Annotated in this window: 17 protein-coding genes; 12 read left to right on the forward strand and 5 right to left on the reverse strand. The window is 51.2% G+C overall.

Going from position 1 to position 20,937, the window contains the following annotated elements; all coding sequences use genetic code 11:
• Nucleotides 1–12: 12 nt before the first annotated feature.
• The 3 genes from cyoA to DZE2538_RS04910 all read right to left on the reverse strand — a co-directional run bounded on the left by cyoA (nt 13) and on the right by DZE2538_RS04910 (nt 3,587).
• Nucleotides 13–963: a cytochrome o ubiquinol oxidase subunit II gene (gene cyoA, locus DZE2538_RS04900; RefSeq protein WP_023639161.1), complete on the reverse strand. Its 951-nt coding sequence runs from the start codon at nt 961–963 to the stop codon at nt 13–15.
• 518 nt (nt 964–1,481) lie between these two features.
• Nucleotides 1,482–2,951, reverse strand: coding sequence for a muropeptide MFS transporter AmpG (gene ampG / locus DZE2538_RS04905; RefSeq protein WP_038915736.1), 1,470 nt, complete (start codon nt 2,949–2,951; stop codon nt 1,482–1,484).
• Nucleotides 2,952–3,008: 57 nt separating this feature from the next.
• Nucleotides 3,009–3,587: a lipoprotein gene (locus DZE2538_RS04910; RefSeq protein WP_012883757.1), complete on the reverse strand. Its 579-nt coding sequence runs from the start codon at nt 3,585–3,587 to the stop codon at nt 3,009–3,011.
• A 350-nt stretch (nt 3,588–3,937) separates the two neighbouring features.
• Here DZE2538_RS04910 and bolA point away from each other — a divergent pair, with 350 nt between their 5' ends.
• From bolA to DZE2538_RS04950, 8 genes are all read left to right on the forward strand, one after another.
• A complete protein-coding gene (gene bolA / locus DZE2538_RS04915; protein ID WP_019844648.1) occupies nt 3,938–4,252 on the forward strand; it encodes a transcriptional regulator BolA in 315 nt (104 codons plus the stop codon).
• A 360-nt stretch (nt 4,253–4,612) separates the two neighbouring features.
• The gene (gene tig / locus DZE2538_RS04920) at nt 4,613–5,917 is read left to right on the forward strand and encodes a trigger factor (protein WP_019844647.1); all 1,305 of its coding nucleotides are present in this window, start codon (nt 4,613–4,615) and stop codon (nt 5,915–5,917) included.
• Nucleotides 5,918–6,304: 387 nt separating this feature from the next.
• Entirely contained in the window at nt 6,305–6,928 is a 624-nt protein-coding gene (clpP, locus tag DZE2538_RS04925; RefSeq protein WP_019844646.1) for an ATP-dependent Clp endopeptidase proteolytic subunit ClpP, read from the forward strand.
• 127 nt (nt 6,929–7,055) lie between these two features.
• Nucleotides 7,056–8,330, forward strand: coding sequence for an ATP-dependent protease ATP-binding subunit ClpX (gene clpX / locus DZE2538_RS04930; protein ID WP_012883761.1), 1,275 nt, complete (start codon nt 7,056–7,058; stop codon nt 8,328–8,330).
• A 188-nt stretch (nt 8,331–8,518) separates the two neighbouring features.
• Nucleotides 8,519–10,882 (forward strand): endopeptidase La, encoded by a 2,364-nt coding sequence (gene lon, locus DZE2538_RS04935; protein WP_012883762.1) that lies wholly within the window; start codon nt 8,519–8,521, stop codon nt 10,880–10,882.
• Nucleotides 10,883–11,076: 194 nt separating this feature from the next.
• Nucleotides 11,077–11,349, forward strand: coding sequence for a nucleoid-associated protein HU-beta (gene hupB / locus DZE2538_RS04940; RefSeq protein WP_012770737.1), 273 nt, complete (start codon nt 11,077–11,079; stop codon nt 11,347–11,349).
• A 254-nt stretch (nt 11,350–11,603) separates the two neighbouring features.
• Complete coding sequence (ppiD, locus tag DZE2538_RS04945) at nt 11,604–13,484, forward strand: peptidylprolyl isomerase (RefSeq protein ID WP_038913372.1); 1,881 nt, start codon at nt 11,604–11,606, stop codon at nt 13,482–13,484.
• Between the two features lie 138 nt (nt 13,485–13,622).
• Complete coding sequence (locus DZE2538_RS04950) at nt 13,623–14,003, forward strand: ComEA family DNA-binding protein (RefSeq protein WP_038915737.1); 381 nt, start codon at nt 13,623–13,625, stop codon at nt 14,001–14,003.
• Nucleotides 14,004–14,115: 112 nt separating this feature from the next.
• Here DZE2538_RS04950 and queC read toward each other — a convergent pair whose 3' ends face one another.
• Both queC and DZE2538_RS04960 read right to left on the reverse strand, forming a co-directional pair.
• Nucleotides 14,116–14,811 (reverse strand): 7-cyano-7-deazaguanine synthase QueC, encoded by a 696-nt coding sequence (gene queC / locus DZE2538_RS04955; protein ID WP_038915738.1) that lies wholly within the window; start codon nt 14,809–14,811, stop codon nt 14,116–14,118.
• Between the two features lie 146 nt (nt 14,812–14,957).
• Nucleotides 14,958–16,010 (reverse strand): PLP-dependent cysteine synthase family protein, encoded by a 1,053-nt coding sequence (locus DZE2538_RS04960; protein WP_038915739.1) that lies wholly within the window; start codon nt 16,008–16,010, stop codon nt 14,958–14,960.
• Nucleotides 16,011–16,185: 175 nt separating this feature from the next.
• Between DZE2538_RS04960 and DZE2538_RS04965 the strand changes: the two genes are divergently transcribed.
• The 4 genes from DZE2538_RS04965 (at nt 16,186) to glnK (ending at nt 20,913) form a co-directional block, all read left to right on the forward strand.
• Nucleotides 16,186–16,647, forward strand: coding sequence for an Lrp/AsnC family transcriptional regulator (locus DZE2538_RS04965; RefSeq protein WP_012883767.1), 462 nt, complete (start codon nt 16,186–16,188; stop codon nt 16,645–16,647).
• Nucleotides 16,648–16,728: 81 nt separating this feature from the next.
• Entirely contained in the window at nt 16,729–18,495 is a 1,767-nt protein-coding gene (locus DZE2538_RS04970; RefSeq protein WP_038915740.1) for a SmdA family multidrug ABC transporter permease/ATP-binding protein, read from the forward strand.
• Complete coding sequence (locus DZE2538_RS04975) at nt 18,488–20,281, forward strand: SmdB family multidrug efflux ABC transporter permease/ATP-binding protein (protein ID WP_038915741.1); 1,794 nt, start codon at nt 18,488–18,490, stop codon at nt 20,279–20,281. The genes DZE2538_RS04970 and DZE2538_RS04975 overlap by 8 nt, the downstream gene beginning before the upstream one ends.
• 293 nt (nt 20,282–20,574) lie before the next feature.
• Nucleotides 20,575–20,913, forward strand: a complete 339-nt coding sequence (gene glnK, locus DZE2538_RS04980; RefSeq protein WP_002208627.1) for a P-II family nitrogen regulator — start codon at nt 20,575–20,577, stop codon at nt 20,911–20,913.
• Nucleotides 20,914–20,937 lie beyond the last annotated feature (24 nt).

A 20,937-nucleotide genomic window follows, 5' to 3' on the forward strand; every position in this document is an offset into this window, starting at 1 on the left:
CCCTCGACTCCTTTAATGAGAGGAGTGCTCGCTCATGTTCATGCCCTGGTGATTCTGCATGCCTTCTTCTTTTTTAGGCTCGCCTTCAGCACCATGCTGCATGTTCATGTTGTTGCCAATGAATTTGGTAATGATCTGGCGGAACAAATCAGGTTGTACCTGAGAGTAGTACTCTACCGGATGGTACTCGGTAGGTTTTGCCAGTTTGTTAAAGTCATTCATCGTGCTCAGCGTTTTGGATGACTTGCGTACATTCTCAACCCATTGGTCAAAGGCTTGCTGATCCGGGGTCGCAATGGCGGTGAACTTCATGCCAGAGAAACCTTGGCCACTGTAACCACCAGAGATACCGTCGTATTTGCCCGGCTCGTTGGCGATCAAGTGCAACTGGGTCTGCATGCCGGCCATGGCGTAGATCTGACCACCAAGACGCGGGATAAAGAAGGAGTTCATCACCGTGTCGGATGTAATCTTGAAATTGACCGGAACATTGGTCGGGAACGCCAGTTCATTGACCGTGGCGATGCCAAGATCCGGGTAAATGAACAACCATTTCCAATCAAGAGACACCACTTCAACATTAATGGGTTTGACCGTGGAATCCAAAGGCTTATACGGATCAAGCGAATGGGTAGTTTTCCAGGTGATCGTCCCAAGGATGAGGATAATGATGATAGGGACCGTCCAGACAACGGCTTCGATTTTGTTTGAGTGCGACCAGTTTGGCGTGTACTTCGCTTTTTCGTTGGAGGCTCTGAACTTCCAGGCGAAGGCAATCGTCATAATGATCACCGGGATAACAACGATCAGCATCAAACCGAGTGCTGTCAGTATCAACGAACGTTGCTCTAACCCGACTTGTCCTTTGGGGTTCATCAATGCCATATCGCAACCACTAAGGAGCAGTGTGGTGGCGATTAAAGACAACATCCCAAAAATTTTATTGTATTTCCTGAGTCTCATCTAGCGACCTCAATTACAAGGGCTCTATTGTCATTTCACGCGAGCGGGCATTTTACGGGAAGGTTACCGCACTGTAAACATCATTAAAGAGATGTCAGTCCGCTGTTTACAAATTTTGCCTGACCTGTCACACGTGAGCTACATTTCACAAAATTACTTTTAAAAACAGTGGGTAAACCGCCTACAGAAAAAGTATGTATCGCTTTTCAGGAATTACAACTCATTCCTGAATATTATTTTATCTGGGTGTTAATATTTCGTTTCTGTAACGTTGCGTAAATTAATGTGGGCGACAGGATTTATTAAAGGCAACGAAATAAATGTTTTTTTGCCCATGCCTGGAGAGAAAAATAATTTAATAAAGTGATAATAGATAATGAGGGGGTGTTTTTAGCGATATACCTTACCTGTTATCATCAGGCGATGAGGTGAGCGATTGCTCCTGCTTTGTCCTGACAGATGAACGCGTGAGGCAGTGCATAACCGTGTTCACATGTCATTGCTTTGTGCTGTCAGGTTTACCGGCGTTGTAAGGACCGGTAGTCAAGCAGTGCACCCAGCAACACCGCCATTGTCGCCAGTGTTGCGCCTGTCGCCATCAGCATGTTTTTGGCAAGTCCGCTCTCCAGCCAACCCAATCCCAGCATGCCCCAGACAAGCAGACCACCGATAAACACAATACAACCGATGAAAAACAGGCGGGAAGCCAATAGATAAAGGTGTGGATAGGCGTTACGACGCAGAAATTCGCCGCCTGATTGCACCTGTTCTAATGATGAACGACAGACACTCAGCAGGAGAAGTCCTGGGATAGCGATGATGATTGAAAACAGGTAAAACCAGGCCCACCCATACAGTTCTACAAACCAGCCAGCAATCGGACCGACATACACCCGCCCCACAGCCGACAGTGCGGACAACAAGGCGAACTGGGTGGCGGAAAATGATTTGTTACAAAGCGTCATTAATAGCGCCACAAAGGCGGCAGTTCCCATACCACCGCACAGGTTTTCCAGAAACACCGCGCAGGCCATGGTGAACAGGTGTTTATCGGTGATGGCTAGCAGCCAGTAACCGGCGTTCGAGACAGCCTGTAGCAGGCCGAACAACATCAATGACCGAAATAGCGTCCAGCGCTGCATCAACACACCGCCGTACAGCGCGCCGATAATGGTGGCGAACAAGCCCAGCGTCTTATTGACTAACCCGACATCGCCCGGATTGAAGCCGACTCCGCGAATTAAGAAAGGTGTACTGAGGCTGACGGCAAACGCATCCCCCAGTTTGTACAACACGATCAACAGTAGAATTAGCCAGGCATTATCGCGGCCGAAAAAATCTTTCAGCGGCGCTAAGACTGCCTGCTCCAGCGAGCGAGGGGCCGGTTCGCTCACGGCGGGTTCCGGCGACAGCCAGGTTGCCAGTGTGCACAGTAATAAAAGACCAGCCATCAGCCAGTAGGTGGCATGCCAGCCTAGAAAACGATCGGCTATCCATAATGCCAGCCCGCCGGAAACCAGCATCGCCAGGCGATAACCCAAAACAGAAATAGCTGCGCCGCTGCCACGTTCTTCTGGCGGCAACAAGTCGGTTTTATACGCATCAAACACAATGTCTTGTGAGGCGGAGCAGAATGCGATGATGACCGCCAGTAACGCCAGCCACCATAAATGATGCGATGGATCTACCGTGCCGATAGCGATGATGGTGGCTACCAGCAACAACTGTGTGACCAGTAGCCAGCCACGCCGACGTCCCATAAACGGAGGCGTGTAGCGATCCATCAGTGGCGACCACAAAAACTTGAAGACATACGCCTGCCCTACCAGAGAAAAGAAACCGATGGTTTTCAGGTCCACGTTTTCCACTGTCATCCACGCCTGCAACGTACCGGAGGTCAGAGCCAGTGGTAAACCAGAGGCGAACCCCAAAATCAGAAGAATGACACTGTTGCGTTCACGGAAAAGCGAAAAAAAGCGGCTGAGCATGCGAGGTCCTTTTCCCTTGCCCTGGGAAGGGCAAGGGAGGTGAGGCGGAATAAACCGTTACCGGGAGTTGGTTTTGATGAAGGTACTGATGCTGGTGTCCTGAGCCATATCACTGATGACATCGCTCAGCACCTGATTGACCGACTCGGTAATCTTGCTGTTCGTGGCGGTAAGCGCGCCTTGTACATTATAGCTGGCACGGTAGTTCTTGATTTGCTTATTGCCATTGGCGGCTTGTGCGATGATAGAAATATCGGCACGGGTGGTAATGTTGTAGCGCAGGTTCCCTTCGGAAACATCCGCATACAGCTTGTTAACCACCACTTGCAGTGCCACCGGACCGCCAGTGCCTATCATATAACCACGGGCAGACATCTGTTTCTCCAGCACTTCCTGCAACAGGAACCGCAGATCGCGTGATGGCATCAGCGTGATCAGTTGGCCGTCGCGATTGACCCTTGCCAGCGACTGGTCAGCACGTTGGTCTGCGCCATTAATGCTGATAGTGACCCCCATCAGAGTTGGATCCTGCGACGGCAGGGCAATTTTCGGGGTGACATCCAGCGTGTTGCTTTTACTGGCGCATCCTGCCAGCACAAGTGCGGCGAACAACGGGAAAATGAATTTTTTTAACATGTGTGTCTTCTCGTCATAAAACGGTGGTTGGCGGATAAATATAGTTCGGTATCATATCATCGTCTTGGACAAGGGAAAGAGCAGAAAGTGGCCAGTATCCTGCTGAGCTTGCATCATTTTTTCCATTGTGTTTGACGTAAAGGCGGTCTGGCACCGACGACTGGCATTTCGGCGAGATGCATTTCGGCGAGATGGCGAGATATAGTGCAGTCCGCAGCCACGTATCCAGACCAGCGATGATTCCATTAATAATCAAAAAATGACTGAAATTGAAGTGGATAAGCGTGCAATCAGTAATAAAGGCCGCTTTGTCGAGAGCAGTTTCACTGATACCTGAAAAAGGTCACCCTATGATTCGCGAAACAATAGAAGCTAAGTTGCGTACCGAGTTCGAACCGCAACACATTGAAGTGATTAATGAAAGTTATCGCCATAATGTACCCGCTGGTTCAGAGAGCCACTTCAAAGTGGTGCTGGTCAGCGAGCGTTTCTCTGGTGAGCGCGTTATCGGCCGCCATCGTGCGATTTATCGCGTATTGGCTGATGAACTGGCAGGTTCGGTTCATGCGTTGGCGTTGCATACCTATACTCCCCAGGAGTGGCTTGATTTACAAATGGCGGTGCCGTCTTCCCCTCCTTGCGGCGGTGCGGGGTTAGACCGCTGAAATCAGGTGTTTCTCTGCCCTGTGAAGAGGCGTGTGACGATGCATACCTGCCGCTGATGCACCACAGGCTGAGCGCGTTGCGGTAGTAAAAGGTGGTAATACTGGGCAGAGACAGGTGAAAAGTGTGAAAGTCCTCTGTCAATAGTCTGGTTACTCTCCTCGACTCGGTCTATTGATGCCGCTATAATGCCGCGTCTTATTTTCCGGAATGTATTCGGGACGCTTCTGACTATAGGGAACGGGTCCGCTAAAGTGGCCGTTCTGGTTCTGTGAGACTGTGATCAGCAAGGTTGCCCCAGGGCGCTTTATGAAAACGGCCTCTGAGGTTGACCGAGAACTGTGATTTTTTGAGGTAACAAGATGCAAGTTTCAGTTGAAACCACTCAAGGCCTTGGGCGCCGCGTAACGATTACTGTTGCTGCTGACAGCATTGAGAATGCCGTTAAGAGCGAACTGGTCAGTGTGGCTAAAAAAGTTCGTATCGACGGTTTCCGCAAAGGCAAAGTGCCGGCGAAGATTGTTGAACAGCGCTATGGCGCTTCCGTCCGTCAGGATGTACTGGGCGATCTGATGCAGCGTCACTTTGTTGATGCCATCATCAAAGAAAAAATCAATCCGGCTGGCGCACCGAACTATGTTCCGGGCGAATACCAGGTCGGTGGCGATTTCACCTACTCGGTAGAGTTCGAAGTTTATCCGGAAGTTGAGCTGAAAGGCCTGGATTCTATCGAAGTTGAAAAACCGCTGGTAGACGTGTCTGACGCTGACGTTGACGGTATGCTGGACACCCTGCGTAAACAGCAGGCGACCTGGAAAGACGCCGATCGCGCTGCAGCGGCTGAAGACCGTGTAACCATCGATTTCACCGGTTCTGTTGGCGGTGAAGAGTTCGAAGGTGGCAAAGCGTCTGATTTCGTGCTGGCCATGGGCCAGGGTCGTATGATCCCGGGCTTTGAAGACGGCATCGTCGGTCACAAAGCCGGTGATGAGTTCACTATCGATGTGAAATTCCCGGAAGATTACCATGCTGAAAACCTGAAAGGTCAGGATGCTAAGTTCGTTATCGTTCTGAAGAAAGTGGAAGAGCGTGAACTGCCGGAACTGACTGCTGATTTCATTAAACGTTTTGGCGTTGAAGACGGTTCTATTGATGGTCTGCGCGCTGAAGTACGCAAAAACATGGAGCGCGAACTGAAAGGCGCTATCCGTAATCGCGTGAAGTCTCAGGTTATCGACGGTCTGGTTAAAGCCAATGAAATTGACGTGCCGGCTGCATTGATCGACGGCGAAGTCGACGTACTGCGTCGTCAGGCTGCTCAGCGTTTCGGCGGTAACGAGCAGCAGGCTCTGGAACTGCCGCGTGAACTGTTCGAAGAACAGGCTAAGCGCCGTGTCGTTGTTGGTTTGCTGTTGGGCGAAGTGATTGAGTCCCACGAGCTGAAAGCTGACGAAGAGCGCGTTAACGCACTGATCGACGAAATCGCCTCCGCGTATGAAGATCCGCGTGAAGTTGTTGAGTACTACAAGAAAAACAAAGAAATGATGAACAACATGCGTAACGTCGCTCTGGAAGAGCAGGCGATTGAAGCGCTGTTGTCCAAAGCGAAAGTGGTAGAAAAATCAGTGAGCTTCAATGAGCTGATGAATCAGACGACCGCTGCCTGATTACGAATTTTACCTGATATCGTTTCTTCAAAAGCCCGCAGCCTGTGCTGTGGGCTTTTTCCTTCCTGAAATACAGTAAACCGTTGGGCGTGCTGTTAGTTCCTGTCAAATCTGCACTATGATTAATAACGATTAATCAGGGCGTCATTCGATCTGCTTTCGGCGCAGGATATCGCTTTAACCGAAATGAATCACTGGTGTAATCTTGAAAAAGGACGTATCGGTCCCCAACTGGTTAAATAACCGCGTAGATCGCATCGTCAGGGACATTCGCCTGATTCTGGCAACACAGAGATGGCTAACTGCGAGTCTTAGCATGGTCATCACTTTCTATCTCAAGTAGAATCAGGGTATATGCGCCAAATGCATTTTATCTAGGAGACGTTAATGTCATACAGTGGCGAACAAGAAAAACTGGCCCCGCACATGGCTTTGGTGCCGATGGTGGTTGAGCAGACTTCGCGTGGGGAGCGTTCTTACGATATCTATTCCCGGCTCCTGAAGGAGCGTGTGATCTTTCTGACCGGTCAGGTTGAAGATCATATGGCTAACCTGATTGTAGCGCAGATGCTATTTCTGGAAGCTGAGAACCCCGAGAAAGATATCTATTTGTACATTAACTCTCCGGGTGGCGTGATTACTGCCGGTATGTCAATTTACGACACCATGCAGTTTATTAAACCGGATGTCAGTACCATTTGTATGGGGCAGGCCGCGTCAATGGGGGCTTTCCTGCTGACCGCCGGTACCAAAGGCAAGCGTTTCTGTCTGCCGAACTCTCGGGTGATGATCCATCAGCCGTTGGGGGGATTCCAGGGGCAGGCGACGGATATCGAGATTCATGCCAAAGAGATCCTCAAGGTGAAAGCTCGGATGAATGAGCTGATGGCCAAACATACCGGTCAGTCTATTGACGTGATAGAAAGAGATACGGAGCGTGACCGTTTCCTCTCTGCCGCAGAGGCAGTAGAGTACGGGTTAGTGGATTCTGTATTGACCCATCGTGAATAACGCCATTGATGCGAAATAGCCCGATGACGCGGGTTGTCGGCCGTTATGATAGCTGGCTGGTGTTTGTTGTGGCGCGATTGCAATGTGGTTGGCCTACGGGCAAGAGACTAAAGAAGAGGTTTGACTCATGACAGATAAGCGCAAAGACGGTTCAGGGAAGCTGCTGTACTGTTCTTTCTGCGGCAAAAGCCAACACGAGGTTCGTAAGCTCATTGCCGGGCCGTCAGTGTATATCTGCGATGAATGTGTTGACTTGTGTAACGACATTATTCGCGAAGAAATTAAAGAAGTAGCGCCACACCGTGAGCGCAGCGCGTTACCGACGCCACACGAAATCCGCCGTCATCTTGATGACTATGTTATTGGTCAGGAGCAGGCGAAAAAGGTATTAGCGGTTGCCGTCTACAACCACTATAAACGTCTGCGCAATAGCGACAGCAACAATGGTGTTGAGCTTGGCAAAAGCAACATTCTGCTGATTGGCCCGACGGGTAGTGGGAAAACGTTGCTGGCGGAAACGCTGGCCCGTTTCCTGGATGTACCTTTCACCATGGCGGATGCGACGACGCTGACTGAAGCCGGTTATGTGGGTGAAGATGTCGAGAATATCATTCAGAAGCTGCTGCAGAAGTGCGATTACGACGTACAGAAAGCGCAGCGTGGTATTGTCTATATCGATGAGATCGACAAGATTTCCCGCAAATCCGACAACCCGTCCATCACGCGTGATGTGTCCGGTGAAGGTGTTCAGCAGGCACTGCTGAAGTTGATTGAAGGGACGATCGCTGCTGTTCCGCCGCAAGGTGGCCGCAAGCACCCGCAACAGGAGTTCCTGCAGGTTGATACCTCCAAGATCCTGTTTATTTGTGGCGGTGCATTCGCCGGGCTGGACAAGGTCATTGAGCAGCGTACCGATACAGGTCGCGGTATTGGCTTTAATGCGACAGTGAAAGGCGTGTCCCAGAAAGCGACAGAGGGTGAACTGCTGGGTCAGGTTGAACCGGGTGATTTGATCAAGTTTGGTCTTATTCCTGAGTTTATTGGCCGTTTGCCGGTGGTTGCTACGCTCAAAGAGCTGGATGAAGACGCATTGATCCAGATTCTTCGCGAGCCGAAAAATGCATTGACCAAGCAGTATCAGGCGCTTTTCAAACTGGAAGGTGCTGAGCTGGAGTTCCGTGACGAGGCGCTGACCGCCATTGCGAAAAAAGCGATGGCGCGTAAGACCGGTGCACGAGGCCTGCGCTCTATCGTGGAAGCGGCACTGCTGGAAACCATGTACGATCTGCCTTCACTGGAAAACGTGGATAAAGTGGTGGTTGATGAGTCTGTCATTTCAGAGCAGACCGAACCGTTGCTGATTTACGGCAAGCCTGAAGCTCAGCAGGCATCTGGTGAATAATTAGCCTAAAAAACAACGCTGAACGATAAAATGGGGGAATTTAGTCCCCCATTTTTTTTTACACACGTTCAGTCGTTGAATGTAAGACATTTATCCCCATATACTCGATTACCTATAGGTGAAACCCGTGATGCACGTGTTCCACGGATTCCCTTAACCTGGCGGAAACGAAACTAAGAGAGAGCTCTATGAACCCTGAGCGTTCCGAACGCATAGAAATCCCCGTATTGCCGTTGCGCGATGTGGTGGTTTATCCGCACATGGTCATTCCGTTGTTTGTTGGTCGGGAGAAATCAATTCGGTGCCTTGAAGCGGCTATGGATCACGACAAAAAGATCATGCTGGTGGCACAGAAAGAAGCCTCAACGGATGAGCCTGGTGTTAACGATCTTTTCTCGGTAGGGACGGTCGCCTCTATTCTTCAAATGCTGAAATTACCTGACGGCACCGTTAAAGTGTTGGTGGAAGGGTTGCAGCGCGCGCGCATCACCACACTCTCCGATAGCGGGGAGCATTTTGCGGCCCAGGCGGAGTACCTGGAGTCACCGGCAATTGAAGAGCGTGAGCAGGAAGTGCTCATGCGTACGGCCATCAATCAGTTTGAAGGCTACATCAAACTGAACAAGAAAATTCCTCCTGAAGTATTAACATCGCTTAATAGTATTGATGATGCGGCGCGTCTTGCCGACACCATTGCTGCTCACATGCCGCTGAAGCTGGCGGACAAGCAATCCGTGTTGGAAATGTCCGATGTGACCGAGCGCCTGGAATACCTGATGGCGATGATGGAGTCCGAAATTGATCTGCTGCAGGTGGAAAAACGGATCCGTAGTCGCGTTAAAAAACAGATGGAAAAAAGCCAGCGCGAGTATTACCTGAATGAGCAGATGAAGGCCATCCAGAAAGAGCTGGGCGAAATGGATGACGCGCCTGACGAGCAGGAGGCGCTGAAACGTAAGATTGAATCCGCCAACATGCCGAAAGAGGCCCGCGAGAAAGCGGAAGCGGAATTACAGAAACTGCGCATGATGTCACCGATGTCGGCGGAAGCGACCGTGGTTCGCAGCTACATCGACTGGATGGTGCAGGTGCCGTGGCAGGCACGCAGTAAGGTGAAGAAAGATCTGGTGAAAGCCCAGGAAATGCTCGACAGTGACCATTATGGTCTGGAGCGTGTCAAAGAGCGCATCCTCGAATATCTCGCAGTACAGAGCCGTGTCAGCAAGATAAGAGGGCCGATCCTGTGTCTGGTGGGGCCGCCGGGGGTAGGTAAAACCTCTCTGGGCCAGTCTATTGCCAAAGCCACCGGGCGCAAGTATGTCCGCATGGCGCTTGGCGGCGTACGTGATGAAGCGGAAATCCGCGGTCACCGCCGTACTTATATCGGTTCTATGCCGGGTAAACTGATCCAGAAGATGGCGAAAGTGGGCGTGAAAAACCCATTATTCCTGTTGGATGAAATCGACAAGATGTCTTCTGACATGCGTGGCGATCCGGCTTCTGCTCTGCTGGAGGTACTGGATCCGGAACAGAACGTGGCATTTAACGATCACTATCTGGAAGTGGACTATGACCTGTCCGACGTGATGTTCGTCGCGACGTCTAACTCCATGAACATTCCAGCACCGCTGCTGGACCGTATGGAAGTGATCCGACTGTCTGGCTATACCGAGGATGAAAAACTCAATATTGCGCGTCAGCATTTGCTACCCAAGCAAATTGAACGTAACGCCCTGAAAAAAGGTGAGCTGACGGTTGAAGACAGTGCCATCATCGGCATCATCCGCTATTACACCCGTGAAGCCGGGGTGCGTAGTCTGGAGCGCGAAATCTCCAAACTGTGCCGTAAGGCGGTGAAATCGCTGATGATGGATAAAGCCATCAAGCATATCCTGATCACTGGCGATAACCTGAAAGAGTATCTTGGCGTCCAGCGCTACGATTACGGCCGGGCAGATGAAGAGAACCGTGTTGGTCAGGTAACCGGTCTTGCCTGGACAGAGGTCGGTGGTGATCTGTTAACGATCGAAACCGCCAGCGTACCGGGCAAAGGCAAACTGACCTATACCGGTTCGTTGGGCGAGGTGATGCAGGAGTCGATTCAGGCTGCCTTGACCGTGGTACGCGCCAGAGCGGAAAAACTGGGTATTAATTCCGACTTTTATGAAAAACGCGATATCCATGTGCATGTGCCAGAGGGCGCGACGCCGAAAGATGGCCCGAGCGCCGGTATTGCGATGTGTACTGCGCTGGTGTCTTGCCTGACGGGTAATCCGGTACGTGCAGATGTGGCGATGACCGGTGAAATTACCCTGCGTGGGCTGGTGCTGCCGATTGGTGGGTTAAAAGAGAAACTGCTGGCGGCGCATCGTGGTGGTATCAAGACCGTGCTGATTCCGGAAGAGAACAAGCGCGATCTGGAAGAGATTCCACAGAATGTGATTGCCGATCTGGAGATCCACCCGGTAAAACGCATTGAGGAAGTGCTGACGATTGCTTTGCAGAACTCGCCTTACGGTATGGATGTGGTAAAGACGGCTAAGAAGAAATAGTGACCTATAGCAAAAACCACTGAGAAAATAAGGGCTGGTAAGTGAAATGATGCTTGCCAGCCTTTTTTCGTGCCGCTAAGTTAGAGCACTGTTGATCCTGTTGGCTGGTAGCCTGCGGTTTGACTGAATAGATAAAGCTACGTGTTGCGCTGGGGGCTCTGGCGTAATGACAGTATTTCAGAGGGGATGAGAGTGTGAACAAGTCACAATTGATCGACAAAATTGCCGCAGATGCTGATATTTCCAAAGCGGCAGCAGGGCGTGTGTTGGATGCAATTATTGGGTCTGTTACTGAATCTCTGAAAGCCGGGGATGACGTTGCTTTAGTTGGTTTTGGTACGTTTTCCGTGCGTGAGCGTGCCGCACGCACAGGACGTAACCCGCAGACTGGGAAAGAAATCAGTATTCCGGCTGCTAAAGTACCCGGTTTCCGTGCAGGTAAAGCACTGAAAGACTCAGTGAATTGATGATTAAGTAGCAAATTCTGAGTTGGGACGGTTTTCCAGTCCAAACACTACCTGACTCAGCGTGATGGGTAAGGTAAGATATAAGGCGCATCATGGTATGATGTGCCTTTTTTTACAGGTAATTAAGATTACTGTTATCCGGCAAATACTTGAATGCGCCCTGGCCGAGTGTGGCTATAGCGATAGCAGGGAGGCATGGCTACGGCCTGCGCAGGGGAAGTGTTATCCATTCTACAGCGGAGTGTTGTCACATTATGATGGACAATTTACGCGCGGCCGCTAACAACGTCGTGCTGAAAGTTATTCTTGCCTTGATTATTGGTTCATTCGTGTTGACCGGTGTGGGAGATTACCTGATACGTGGTTCAGGTGATTACGCGGCCAAGGTGAATGGACAAGAGATTACCCGCTCTCAGCTTGAGCAAGGGGTACAGAATGAGCGCAATCGTCAGCAGGAAATGCTGGGAGATAATTTCTCTGCCTTGGCCGCTAACGAAGGGTATATGCAGCAGTTGCGCAAACAGGTGCTGTCACAGCTAATCGATGAAACGCTGGTGGTGCAGTACGCGCATACCCTGGGGCTGAATATCAGCGATGAGCAAATCAAACAGGCGATTTTCTCCGTGCCTGAGTTTCAGACCAACAACCGTTTTGATAACGACAAATACCTGGCGCAGGTGCGTCAGATGGGGCTGACGCCAGACGCCTATGCGCAATTCCTGCGTAAACAATTGCTGACCCAGCAGTTGATTCGCGGGTTAGGCAGTACGGATTTCGTATTGCAGCAGGAGCTTGATAACCTGGTGGCGATGGCTGCGCAGGATCGCACCATCCGTACGGCGACCCTTGATCTTGGCGTCCGTGCCAAGAGTCAGACTGTCTCTGATGACGAAGTGAAAAATTTCTACGATCAGAACAAGAGCCGTTATCTGGCACCAGAGCAATTCAAAGTCAGTTATATCATGCTGGATGCGGCTTCTATCATGGATAAAACCAAGGTAGATAACAATGATATCGCGGCTTATTACGAGCAGCATAAAGGCGAATTCACGCAGCCGGAGCGTAAAAAGTACAGCGTTATTCAGCTGAAAACCGAGGCGGATGCTAAGGCAGTGCTGGATCAGTTGAAGAAAGGCGCTGATTTTGCGGCGTTGGCTAAAGAGAAATCCACCGACATCGTTTCGCGTCGTAACGGCGGTGATTTAGGCTGGATGGATGATGGCTCCACGGTCGATGAAATCAAACAGGCAGGCCTGAAGCAGAAAGGCCAACTTTCTGATGTTATCAAATCTTCCGTGGGCTATCTGATTATCCGCTTGGACGATATTCAGGCGCAGCGCGTCAAAGCGTTGGATGAAGTACGTGCTGATTTGGCTGAAAAGGTAAAACGTGAGAAATCACTGGATGCGTTTTACGCTTTGCAGCAGAAGGTGAGTGAAGCGGCCAGCAACGATAATGAGTCGCTGGTTTCTGCTGAGAAAGTCGCCAATGTCAAAGCCGTTCAGACCGACTGGTTTACGCGTGACAATGTACCTGCCGCATTGAATTTCCAGCCGGTTACTCAGGCGATTTTGGGTGGTTCTCTGGTGGGTGAGAATGGCACCCCGGGTAACAATTCCGATGTGATCAGTGTCGAAGGTGATCGTGCGTTCGTATTGCGTGTGACTGACCACAAACCGGAAGCAACCCAGCCGTTGGATAAGGTGCGCGATCAGGTCGTACAGTCGCTCAAACGCCAGAAAGCGGAACAACAGGCCAGAGTTGACGCAGAAAAGATTCTTGCTGATCTCAATCAGGGGAAAACCGATAGCATGACTGCCGCTGGTCTGAGTTTTAGCGCAGCGAAAGTGATATCTTCGATCGGCCAGACGGATGCGCTGTCAGAGACGGTGTTTGCGATGCCACAGCCGAAGAAAGATAAACCGTCTTACGCTGTCGCGCAGGATCAGGCAGGCAATATCGTACTGGTCGCGTTGGATGCGGTGAAACCGCACGCTTTATCGGACGATCAGAAGAAACAGTTCGGTAACCAGATAGAGCAGAGCTCGGTGGGTGCACTGTTCGATACCCTGCTGACGAGTCTGCGTAGTCAGGCGAAAATTAAGCTCGGTAACGCGGCACAAGAAGTGCAATAACCCCCGCAGCGTTTTGCAACTCACTGCAACATTCAAAGGCCGCTTTCGCGGCCTTTTCCACATTTTTAGTTTGCTGTTTGCCGTGTATTGAGCGCTCGGGCATTGTAGCCGTGCTGTCAAACACAAGGAGGAAACAGCATGAAAAACTCAGGAATCAAAGCGTTATGTTTTATGGTGGGGATGGGCCTTGCGGGGATGTCAACGTGGCTTCATGCCTCTCCCACAACAGCTTCGCTGGAAAAAACTGGCGTGAGCGCAGCAAAACCTACCTCGTCGGAACATAAACCTGAAAAAGCGGCTAAGCCATCGGTGGCAACCGATGAAGAAGAAGTAAGTATTAACAAGGCGACAGCGGAACAACTGGCTGCGGCGCTTAATGGGGTGGGGCTGAAAAAAGCACAGGCGATAGTTTCTTATCGCGAGCAAAACGGGCCATTCACCCAAATTGAGCAACTGCAGGAAGTACCGGGGATTGGCAGTGCGCTAATCGAACGTAATCAGTCACGTTTGCGTCTGTAAGTACGTTTATCGTCAGAACGTGTTGTTGAGGGAACGGTTTTAGTACGAGGGTAAACGTCAATGTGAAAAGCCAGTACCAGACAAGCATTATCTTGTCTGGTACCTGACAGGGTTATTTCAGCCCGGTTTTTTTCTTCATGGCGGCCATAACTGCGGATGGATTCTGGCGGTACTCCGCCAGCCCTTTCGCTCTCAGGTGACACGCAGCACATTGCCCGCATCCTGTTCCTTTAATGCCGTTGTAGCAGGTGAGCGTATGGTTTTGCACGGTATCAAGCTGTTGATAGTAGTCTGCCAGTGCCCAGGTTTCTGCTTTGTTGAGCCACATCAGCGGGGTGACAAAACGAATGTCTTTGGCCAAACCCAGGGCTACTGCCTGGTTCAAGGCCTTAACGAATTCGTCCCGGCAGTCTGGATAACCAGAAAAATCGGTTTCACAGACACCGGTAATAACAGTCTCGGCCCCCACCTGATAGGCGTAGATCGAGGCCAATGTCAAAAAGAGGATATTTCGGCCAGGAACAAAGGTACTTGGCAAGCCATCGCCCGTGGCATCAAACTCGGGTACAGGAATATTGTCACGCGTGAGGCTACTCACAGCCAGTTCATTGAGCAGATTGACGTTCAGTACCTTATGCGCTCTGGCTCCCAGTGTACGAGCCAGCTCGGCAGCAACGTCGATTTCAGCACGGTGGCGCTGCCCGTAGTCAAATGTGACGCAGTGAACTTCATCGTACTGCTGCAATGCCTGTATCAGGCAGGTGGTAGAGTCCTGACCACCACTAAAAACTACAACTGCACTTGTCATTCTTCTCTTCCCTCATGCATGGGTGCTGCCAGTCGGCCGCAATCCGCCAAACTTATTCTGGCGGATACTGTACTTGTTCTGGTGGTTATAGTACTTGAAATCCCGATGCAGTTCAGTGCGAGGGAGTGCAGCCGACCAGAATACCATCAGGAAAAGGGATGCCCTTCGTTCAGTTGCTGCAAGTAGGGCGTGACATCACCGATATGATTTTTTACCCAGTCTGGATTGTAATAGGTATCGAGGTAACGCTCACCGCTGTCACACAGCAGGGTAACGATCGCGCCACGGCGTCCTTCAGCCACCATTTTCCCAGCCAATTGCAACATGCCCCATACATTGGTTCCGGTAGACGGGCCGACTTTACGTCCCAGAATTTTCTCCAGCCAGTACAAGGTGGCGATGCTGGCGGCATCAGGTACTTTCACCATATCGTCGATTACGCCGGGGATAAACGAGGGTTCGGCGCGTGGGCGACCAATCCCTTCAATACGGCTGCTGGATGTTCCGATGAGAGTCCGGTCCTGCTGGTGATAGCAGTCATAGAATACCGAGTTTTCCGGGTCTACCACCACCAACTGCGTATCCAACCCTTTGTAATGGATATAGCGGCCGAGCGTAGCAGAAGTACCGCCAGTACCGGCGCTCATGACCAGATAGTCAGGGACAGGAAACGGTTCACGCGACATTTGCCGATAGATGCTGTCCGCAATGTTGTTATTACCGCGCCAGTCAGTAGCCCGTTCAGCATAGGTGAATTGATCCATATAGTGGCCGTGCAGCTCTTTGGCCAGCTCTTCGGAGGCGGCATAGATCTGACAGGATTGTTCGACAAAATGGCAGTTGCCGCCGTAGAACGCGATTTGTTCGATTTTTCGTTTGGCGGTGCAGGATGGCATCACAGCAATAAACGGTAATCCCAGCAGGCGGGCGAAATACGCTTCTGACACAGCGGTACTGCCAGATGAAGCTTCAATGATCGGCGTGCCTTCTTTGATCCAGCCGTTGCATAAGCCGTACAGGAATAGAGAGCGTGCAAGGCGGTGTTTGAGGCTGCCGCTTGGATGGGTGCTCTCGTCTTTGAGATAAAAATAAATACCGGGGTAATCCGGCAGAGTAAGGCGAATCAGATGAGTATCTGCCGAACGTTGAAAGTCTGCCTCAATTGCACTAACGGCGTCGCGTACCCAGGTGGTGGTCATGTGATGTTGTCCCGCTGAGAGAAAATTATGTTCATGGAATGTCCCACCACCTTAACGGGCGTGTATCAGCCTTGGGTGGCATACGATGTAGCGTATCGGGTTTTGCAGAAAAAAAGGTTGCCTTTTTGTTTTCGAAAAGCGCTAATGAGAGAAAATTTTTCTCTTTTATGTCGCTATGATGGATAAAACCGATCGTATGCTGCTGTCGCTGTTACAGCAGGATTGTACCCTTTCACTGCAGGCGCTGGCTGAAGCGGTGAATCTGACTTCGACACCGTGCTGGAAGCGGTTAAAGCGGCTGGAGGATGACGGATATATCAAGTCCCGGGTTGCGTTGCTGGATAACGAAAAGCTGGGGCTGGGGCTGACGGCATTTGTGTTGTTGAAAACCCAGCAGCATAACAGCGCCTGGTATCAGACGTTTTCCCGGTTTGTCTCCGAGATGCCGGAAGTGCTGGCATTTTACCGCATGGCAGGCGAATACGACTATCTGATGCAGGTTCAGGTCGCTGACATGAAAAGCTATGATGCGTTTTATAAACGTCTGGTCAATGGCATACCGGGGCTGGTTGATGTGACATCCAGTTTCGCGATGGAATGTATAAAACAGACTACCGCCTTGCCCCTCCAGGTATAAAATTTATTCACCATACACTTTATGTATAATGACCTGTTTACCGCATTCTACTTTGCTATGTAGCTAATGGATTGAAACCGCGTGAGACTTTTTGTTCAACTGGGATGGTATTTCCGCCGTGAATGGAAGCGCTATCTGGGGGCAGTCATCCTGTTGATTGTGATTGCTATCCTGCAATTGCTGCCGCCCAGACTGGTTGGCATTATCGTAGATGGCGTAACGCAACACCAAATGACCACGGCTTCCGTACTGTGGTGGATTGGTGGAATTCTGCTGATTGCCTTACTAACGTATCTGCTGCGCTATTTCTGGCGTATCTGGTTGTTTGGTGCGGCCTATCAACTGGCTGTTGAACTGCGAGAAGCGTTCTACCGGCAACTGAGTCGTCAACATCCCGCCTTTTATCTTCGCCATCGTACCGGAGACCTGATCGCACGCACGACCAATGACGTGGATCGGGTGGTATTCGCTGCGGGTGAAGGCGTATTGACGCTGGTGGATTCACTGGTCATGGGCTGTGCGGTGCTGGTGGTCATGAGTACCCAGCTTAGTTGGCAGTTAACGCTGATAGCGTTGGCACCAATGCCATTGATGGCGATTATTATCAAACGTTATGGCACCCAGTTGCACCTGCGTTTTAAAGACGCGCAGGCCGCGTTTTCCTCACTCAATGACCATGCTCAGGAAAGTCTCACCAGTATCCGCATGATCAAATCGTTTGGTCTGGAGGATCACCAGTCTGGCAGTTTTGCCAGGGTGGCGGCTGACGCCGGTCAGAAAAATATGCGAGTCGCACGGGTAGACGCGCGTTTTGACCCCACGATTTATATTGCTGTCGCCCTGTCTAATTTGCTGGCGGTCGGGGGCGGTAGTTGGATGGTGATACAAGGTTCTTTGACTCTGGGGTCATTGACCAGCTTTGTGATGTATCTCGGGTTGATGATTTGGCCGATGCTGGCGCTGGCCTGGATGTTTAATATTGTCGAGCGCGGCAGTGCCGCTTATAGCCGCATTCGCCAGCTCTTGTCCGAAGCGCCAGTGGTTGAGGATGGGACTCAACCCTTACCCGCTGAACCCGGAACGCTGGTGGCTGAGATTACGGCCTTCCACTACCCAGAACACTCAGCAATGGTGCTTAACGATGTCCGTTTTACATTGACGCCCGGCAAAACACTGGGGCTTTGTGGGCCAACGGGTTCTGGCAAGAGTACGTTGCTGGCACTGCTATTGCGCTATTTCGATGTCGAGCAGGGGCAGATTACTTACCATGGGCAGGCATTGCATCACCTCCAGTTGGACGCGTTGCGAGCGCGTTTTGCGGTGGTTGGGCAGACACCTTTCCTGTTTTCGGATTCTGTCGCCAGTAACATCGCGTTGGGGCGTCCTGAGGCATCCCAACAACAAATAGAAGAGGCAGCGCGACTGGCAAATGTTCATGACGATATTCTTCGCTTGCCACAGGGTTACCAGACTGAGGTGGGCGAGCGTGGCGTGATGCTGTCTGGCGGTCAAAAACAGCGTATCGCTATTGCTCGTGCCTTGTTGCTGGAAGCCGAAGTACTGGTGTTGGATGATGCGTTATCGGCGGTAGATGGCCGTACAGAACATCAGATTTTAAGTAACTTGCGCCAGTGGGGGCAGAAGCGAACCCTGATTATCAGTGCACATCGCTTGTCGGCGCTGGTCGATGCCGATGAGATTCTGGTGTTGCAGCAAGGGCATGTGGCGCAGCGTGGCGATCACGCACATCTATCGCAGCAAACGGGATGGTATCGCGATATGTACCGTTATCAGCAACTGGAAGCCGCATTAGATGATTCCCCCCGTGAGGAGCAATCAAGTGAATAATCCTCGTGCATTATGGCCAACGTTAAAACGGTTGCTGTCTTACGGATTACCGTGGAAGAAAACGGTAGGAACCGGCGTGTTGTTATTATGGATTGCGGCGGGGGCTGAGGTAGCAGGGCCGGTTTTGGTCAGTTACTTCATCGATCACCTGGTCAGCAAAGGCGAGTTTCCGCTGGTGATAGCGGCTGGCCTGGCGGTGGGATATGTGTTGCTGCAAGGGATGGCTGCTTTGTTGCATTACGTTCAGGCGCTGATGTTCAATCGGGTAGCTGTTGGCGTCGTGCAGCAGTTGCGCACGGATGTTATGGACGCGGCCCTGCGTCAGCCGCTGGCGGTGTTCGATACCCAGCCGGTAGGGCAACTCATCTCCCGGGTGACCAACGATACCGAAGTTGTGCGCGATCTGTATGTCATGGTCGTGGGCAGCGTGTTGCGTAGCGCCGCATTGATTGGGGCGATGCTGATTGCCATGTTTAGCCTGGACTGGCGTATGGCGCTGATAGCCACGGCTATCTTTCCAGCTGTTGCGATGGTGATGGTGATTTATCAGCGTTACAGCACGCCAATTGTTCGCCGGATGCGTAGCTATCTGGCGGATATTAATGACGGCTTTAACGAGTCCATCAGCGGCATGAACGTCATTCAACAGTTTCGTCAACAGATGAGATTCGGCAAAAAGCTAAGTGATGCAAGCTGGGCGCATTATAACACCCGGATGCAGACGCTGAGGCTGGATGGGTTTCTGTTACGCCCGCTATTAAGCCTGTTTTCGGCACTAGTGATGTGTGGCTTGTTGCTGCAATTCGGATTCAGCGCGGTCGGTTCTATTGGCGTCGGGGTGTTGTATGCGTTCATCAATTATCTGGGGCGATTGAATGAACCTCTGATTGAGCTCACCACCCAGCAATCGATGCTGCAACAGGCTGTTGTTGCCGGGGAGCGCATTTTTGAACTGATGGATGGTGCCCGACAACAGTACGGTGACGATACTCGCGCACTGGAAAGCGGTCGTATCGATATCGAGCAGGTGACGTTTTCTTACCATAAAGATAAACCGGTATTGCACCACATCGAGTTGCATGTGCCGGATCGGGGATTTGTCGCGTTGGTGGGGCATACCGGTAGTGGTAAAAGTACGCTGGCAAGTCTGTTGATGGGGTATTACGTTCCAGATAGTGGTGAAATCCGTCTGGATGGTCGTCCATTGTCGGGGTTATCGCATCAGGTGCTGCGTCAACATGTGGCTATGGTGCAACAAGACCCGGTTGTGCTAGCTGACTCCATGTTCGCGAATGTCACGCTGGGGCGAGATATCAGTGAGGAAAAGGTCTGGCAGGCGCTGGAGGCGGTGCAACTGGCCCCGCTGGTGCGAGACATGCCAGAAGGCATTCATAGTCGCATTGGCGAGCAGGGCAATAACTTGTCCGTGGGACAAAAACAGTTGCTGGCGCTGGCCAGGGTACTGGTAGCGGCCCCCCGGATCCTGATTCTGGATGAAGCGACCGCCAATATTGATTCCGGTACGGAACAGGCTATCCAGCGAGCGCTGCGACTGGTGCGTTCCCACACCACCTTGGTGGTAATAGCACATCGCCTGTCAACCATTGTTGAGGCCGATAACATCCTGGTATTGCACCACGGTAAAACGGTGGAGCAGGGAACACATGAACAGTTGTTGGCGAAAAACGGTCGCTACTACCAAATGTATCAATTACAGCAGGCGAGCAGAGAACTGACCCTTTCACAGTCACATGATTCTGCGGAACTGATCTCCCAGGCACCATGACTGCCAGTATCGGGCAGCGTTTCGCACCATAATTTGGCAGAGCTTTCCTTACTGTGCAGTGTCGTGCACTGAAAATAAGCGTGATGCACTGTTTTTGTGCGTCTCGCGCTCCTGTTTTTCCCGTTCATTGTCCATACTTTATTCACTCCTCTTCTTTTCTGTCTTTAAAGCATCGCGTTTCGTCACTTTTATGCGGGTGCTGCCGTTATGGCACACGATTTGCTTTAAGTGATGTGTGGACATATTGAGAGTGACGGGCACAAGCCTGAACTTACATAGTTAGGGGGATGAGGATGAAACTGGTTACTGTAGTCATTAAACCGTTCAAGCTGGAAGACGTTCGTGAAGCACTGTCTTCTGTAGGCATCCAGGGGCTCACCGTCACTGAGGTGAAAGGGTTTGGGCGTCAGAAAGGGCATGCCGAGTTGTATCGCGGCGCAGAATACAGCGTGAACTTTTTGCCAAAAGTGAAGATCGACATCGCGATCGCTGACGACCAACTGGATGAAGTTATCGATGTCATCAGCAAGGCTGCTTACACCGGTAAGATCGGCGACGGCAAAATTTTTGTTGCAGAACTGCAACGCGTCATCCGTATCCGTACCGGCGAAACTGACGAAGCCGCATTATAACAATTACCTGATTTAGCCTTATTA

The organism is Dickeya zeae NCPPB 2538, assembly GCF_000406165.1.
Classification (GTDB): domain Bacteria; phylum Pseudomonadota; class Gammaproteobacteria; order Enterobacterales; family Enterobacteriaceae; genus Dickeya; species Dickeya zeae.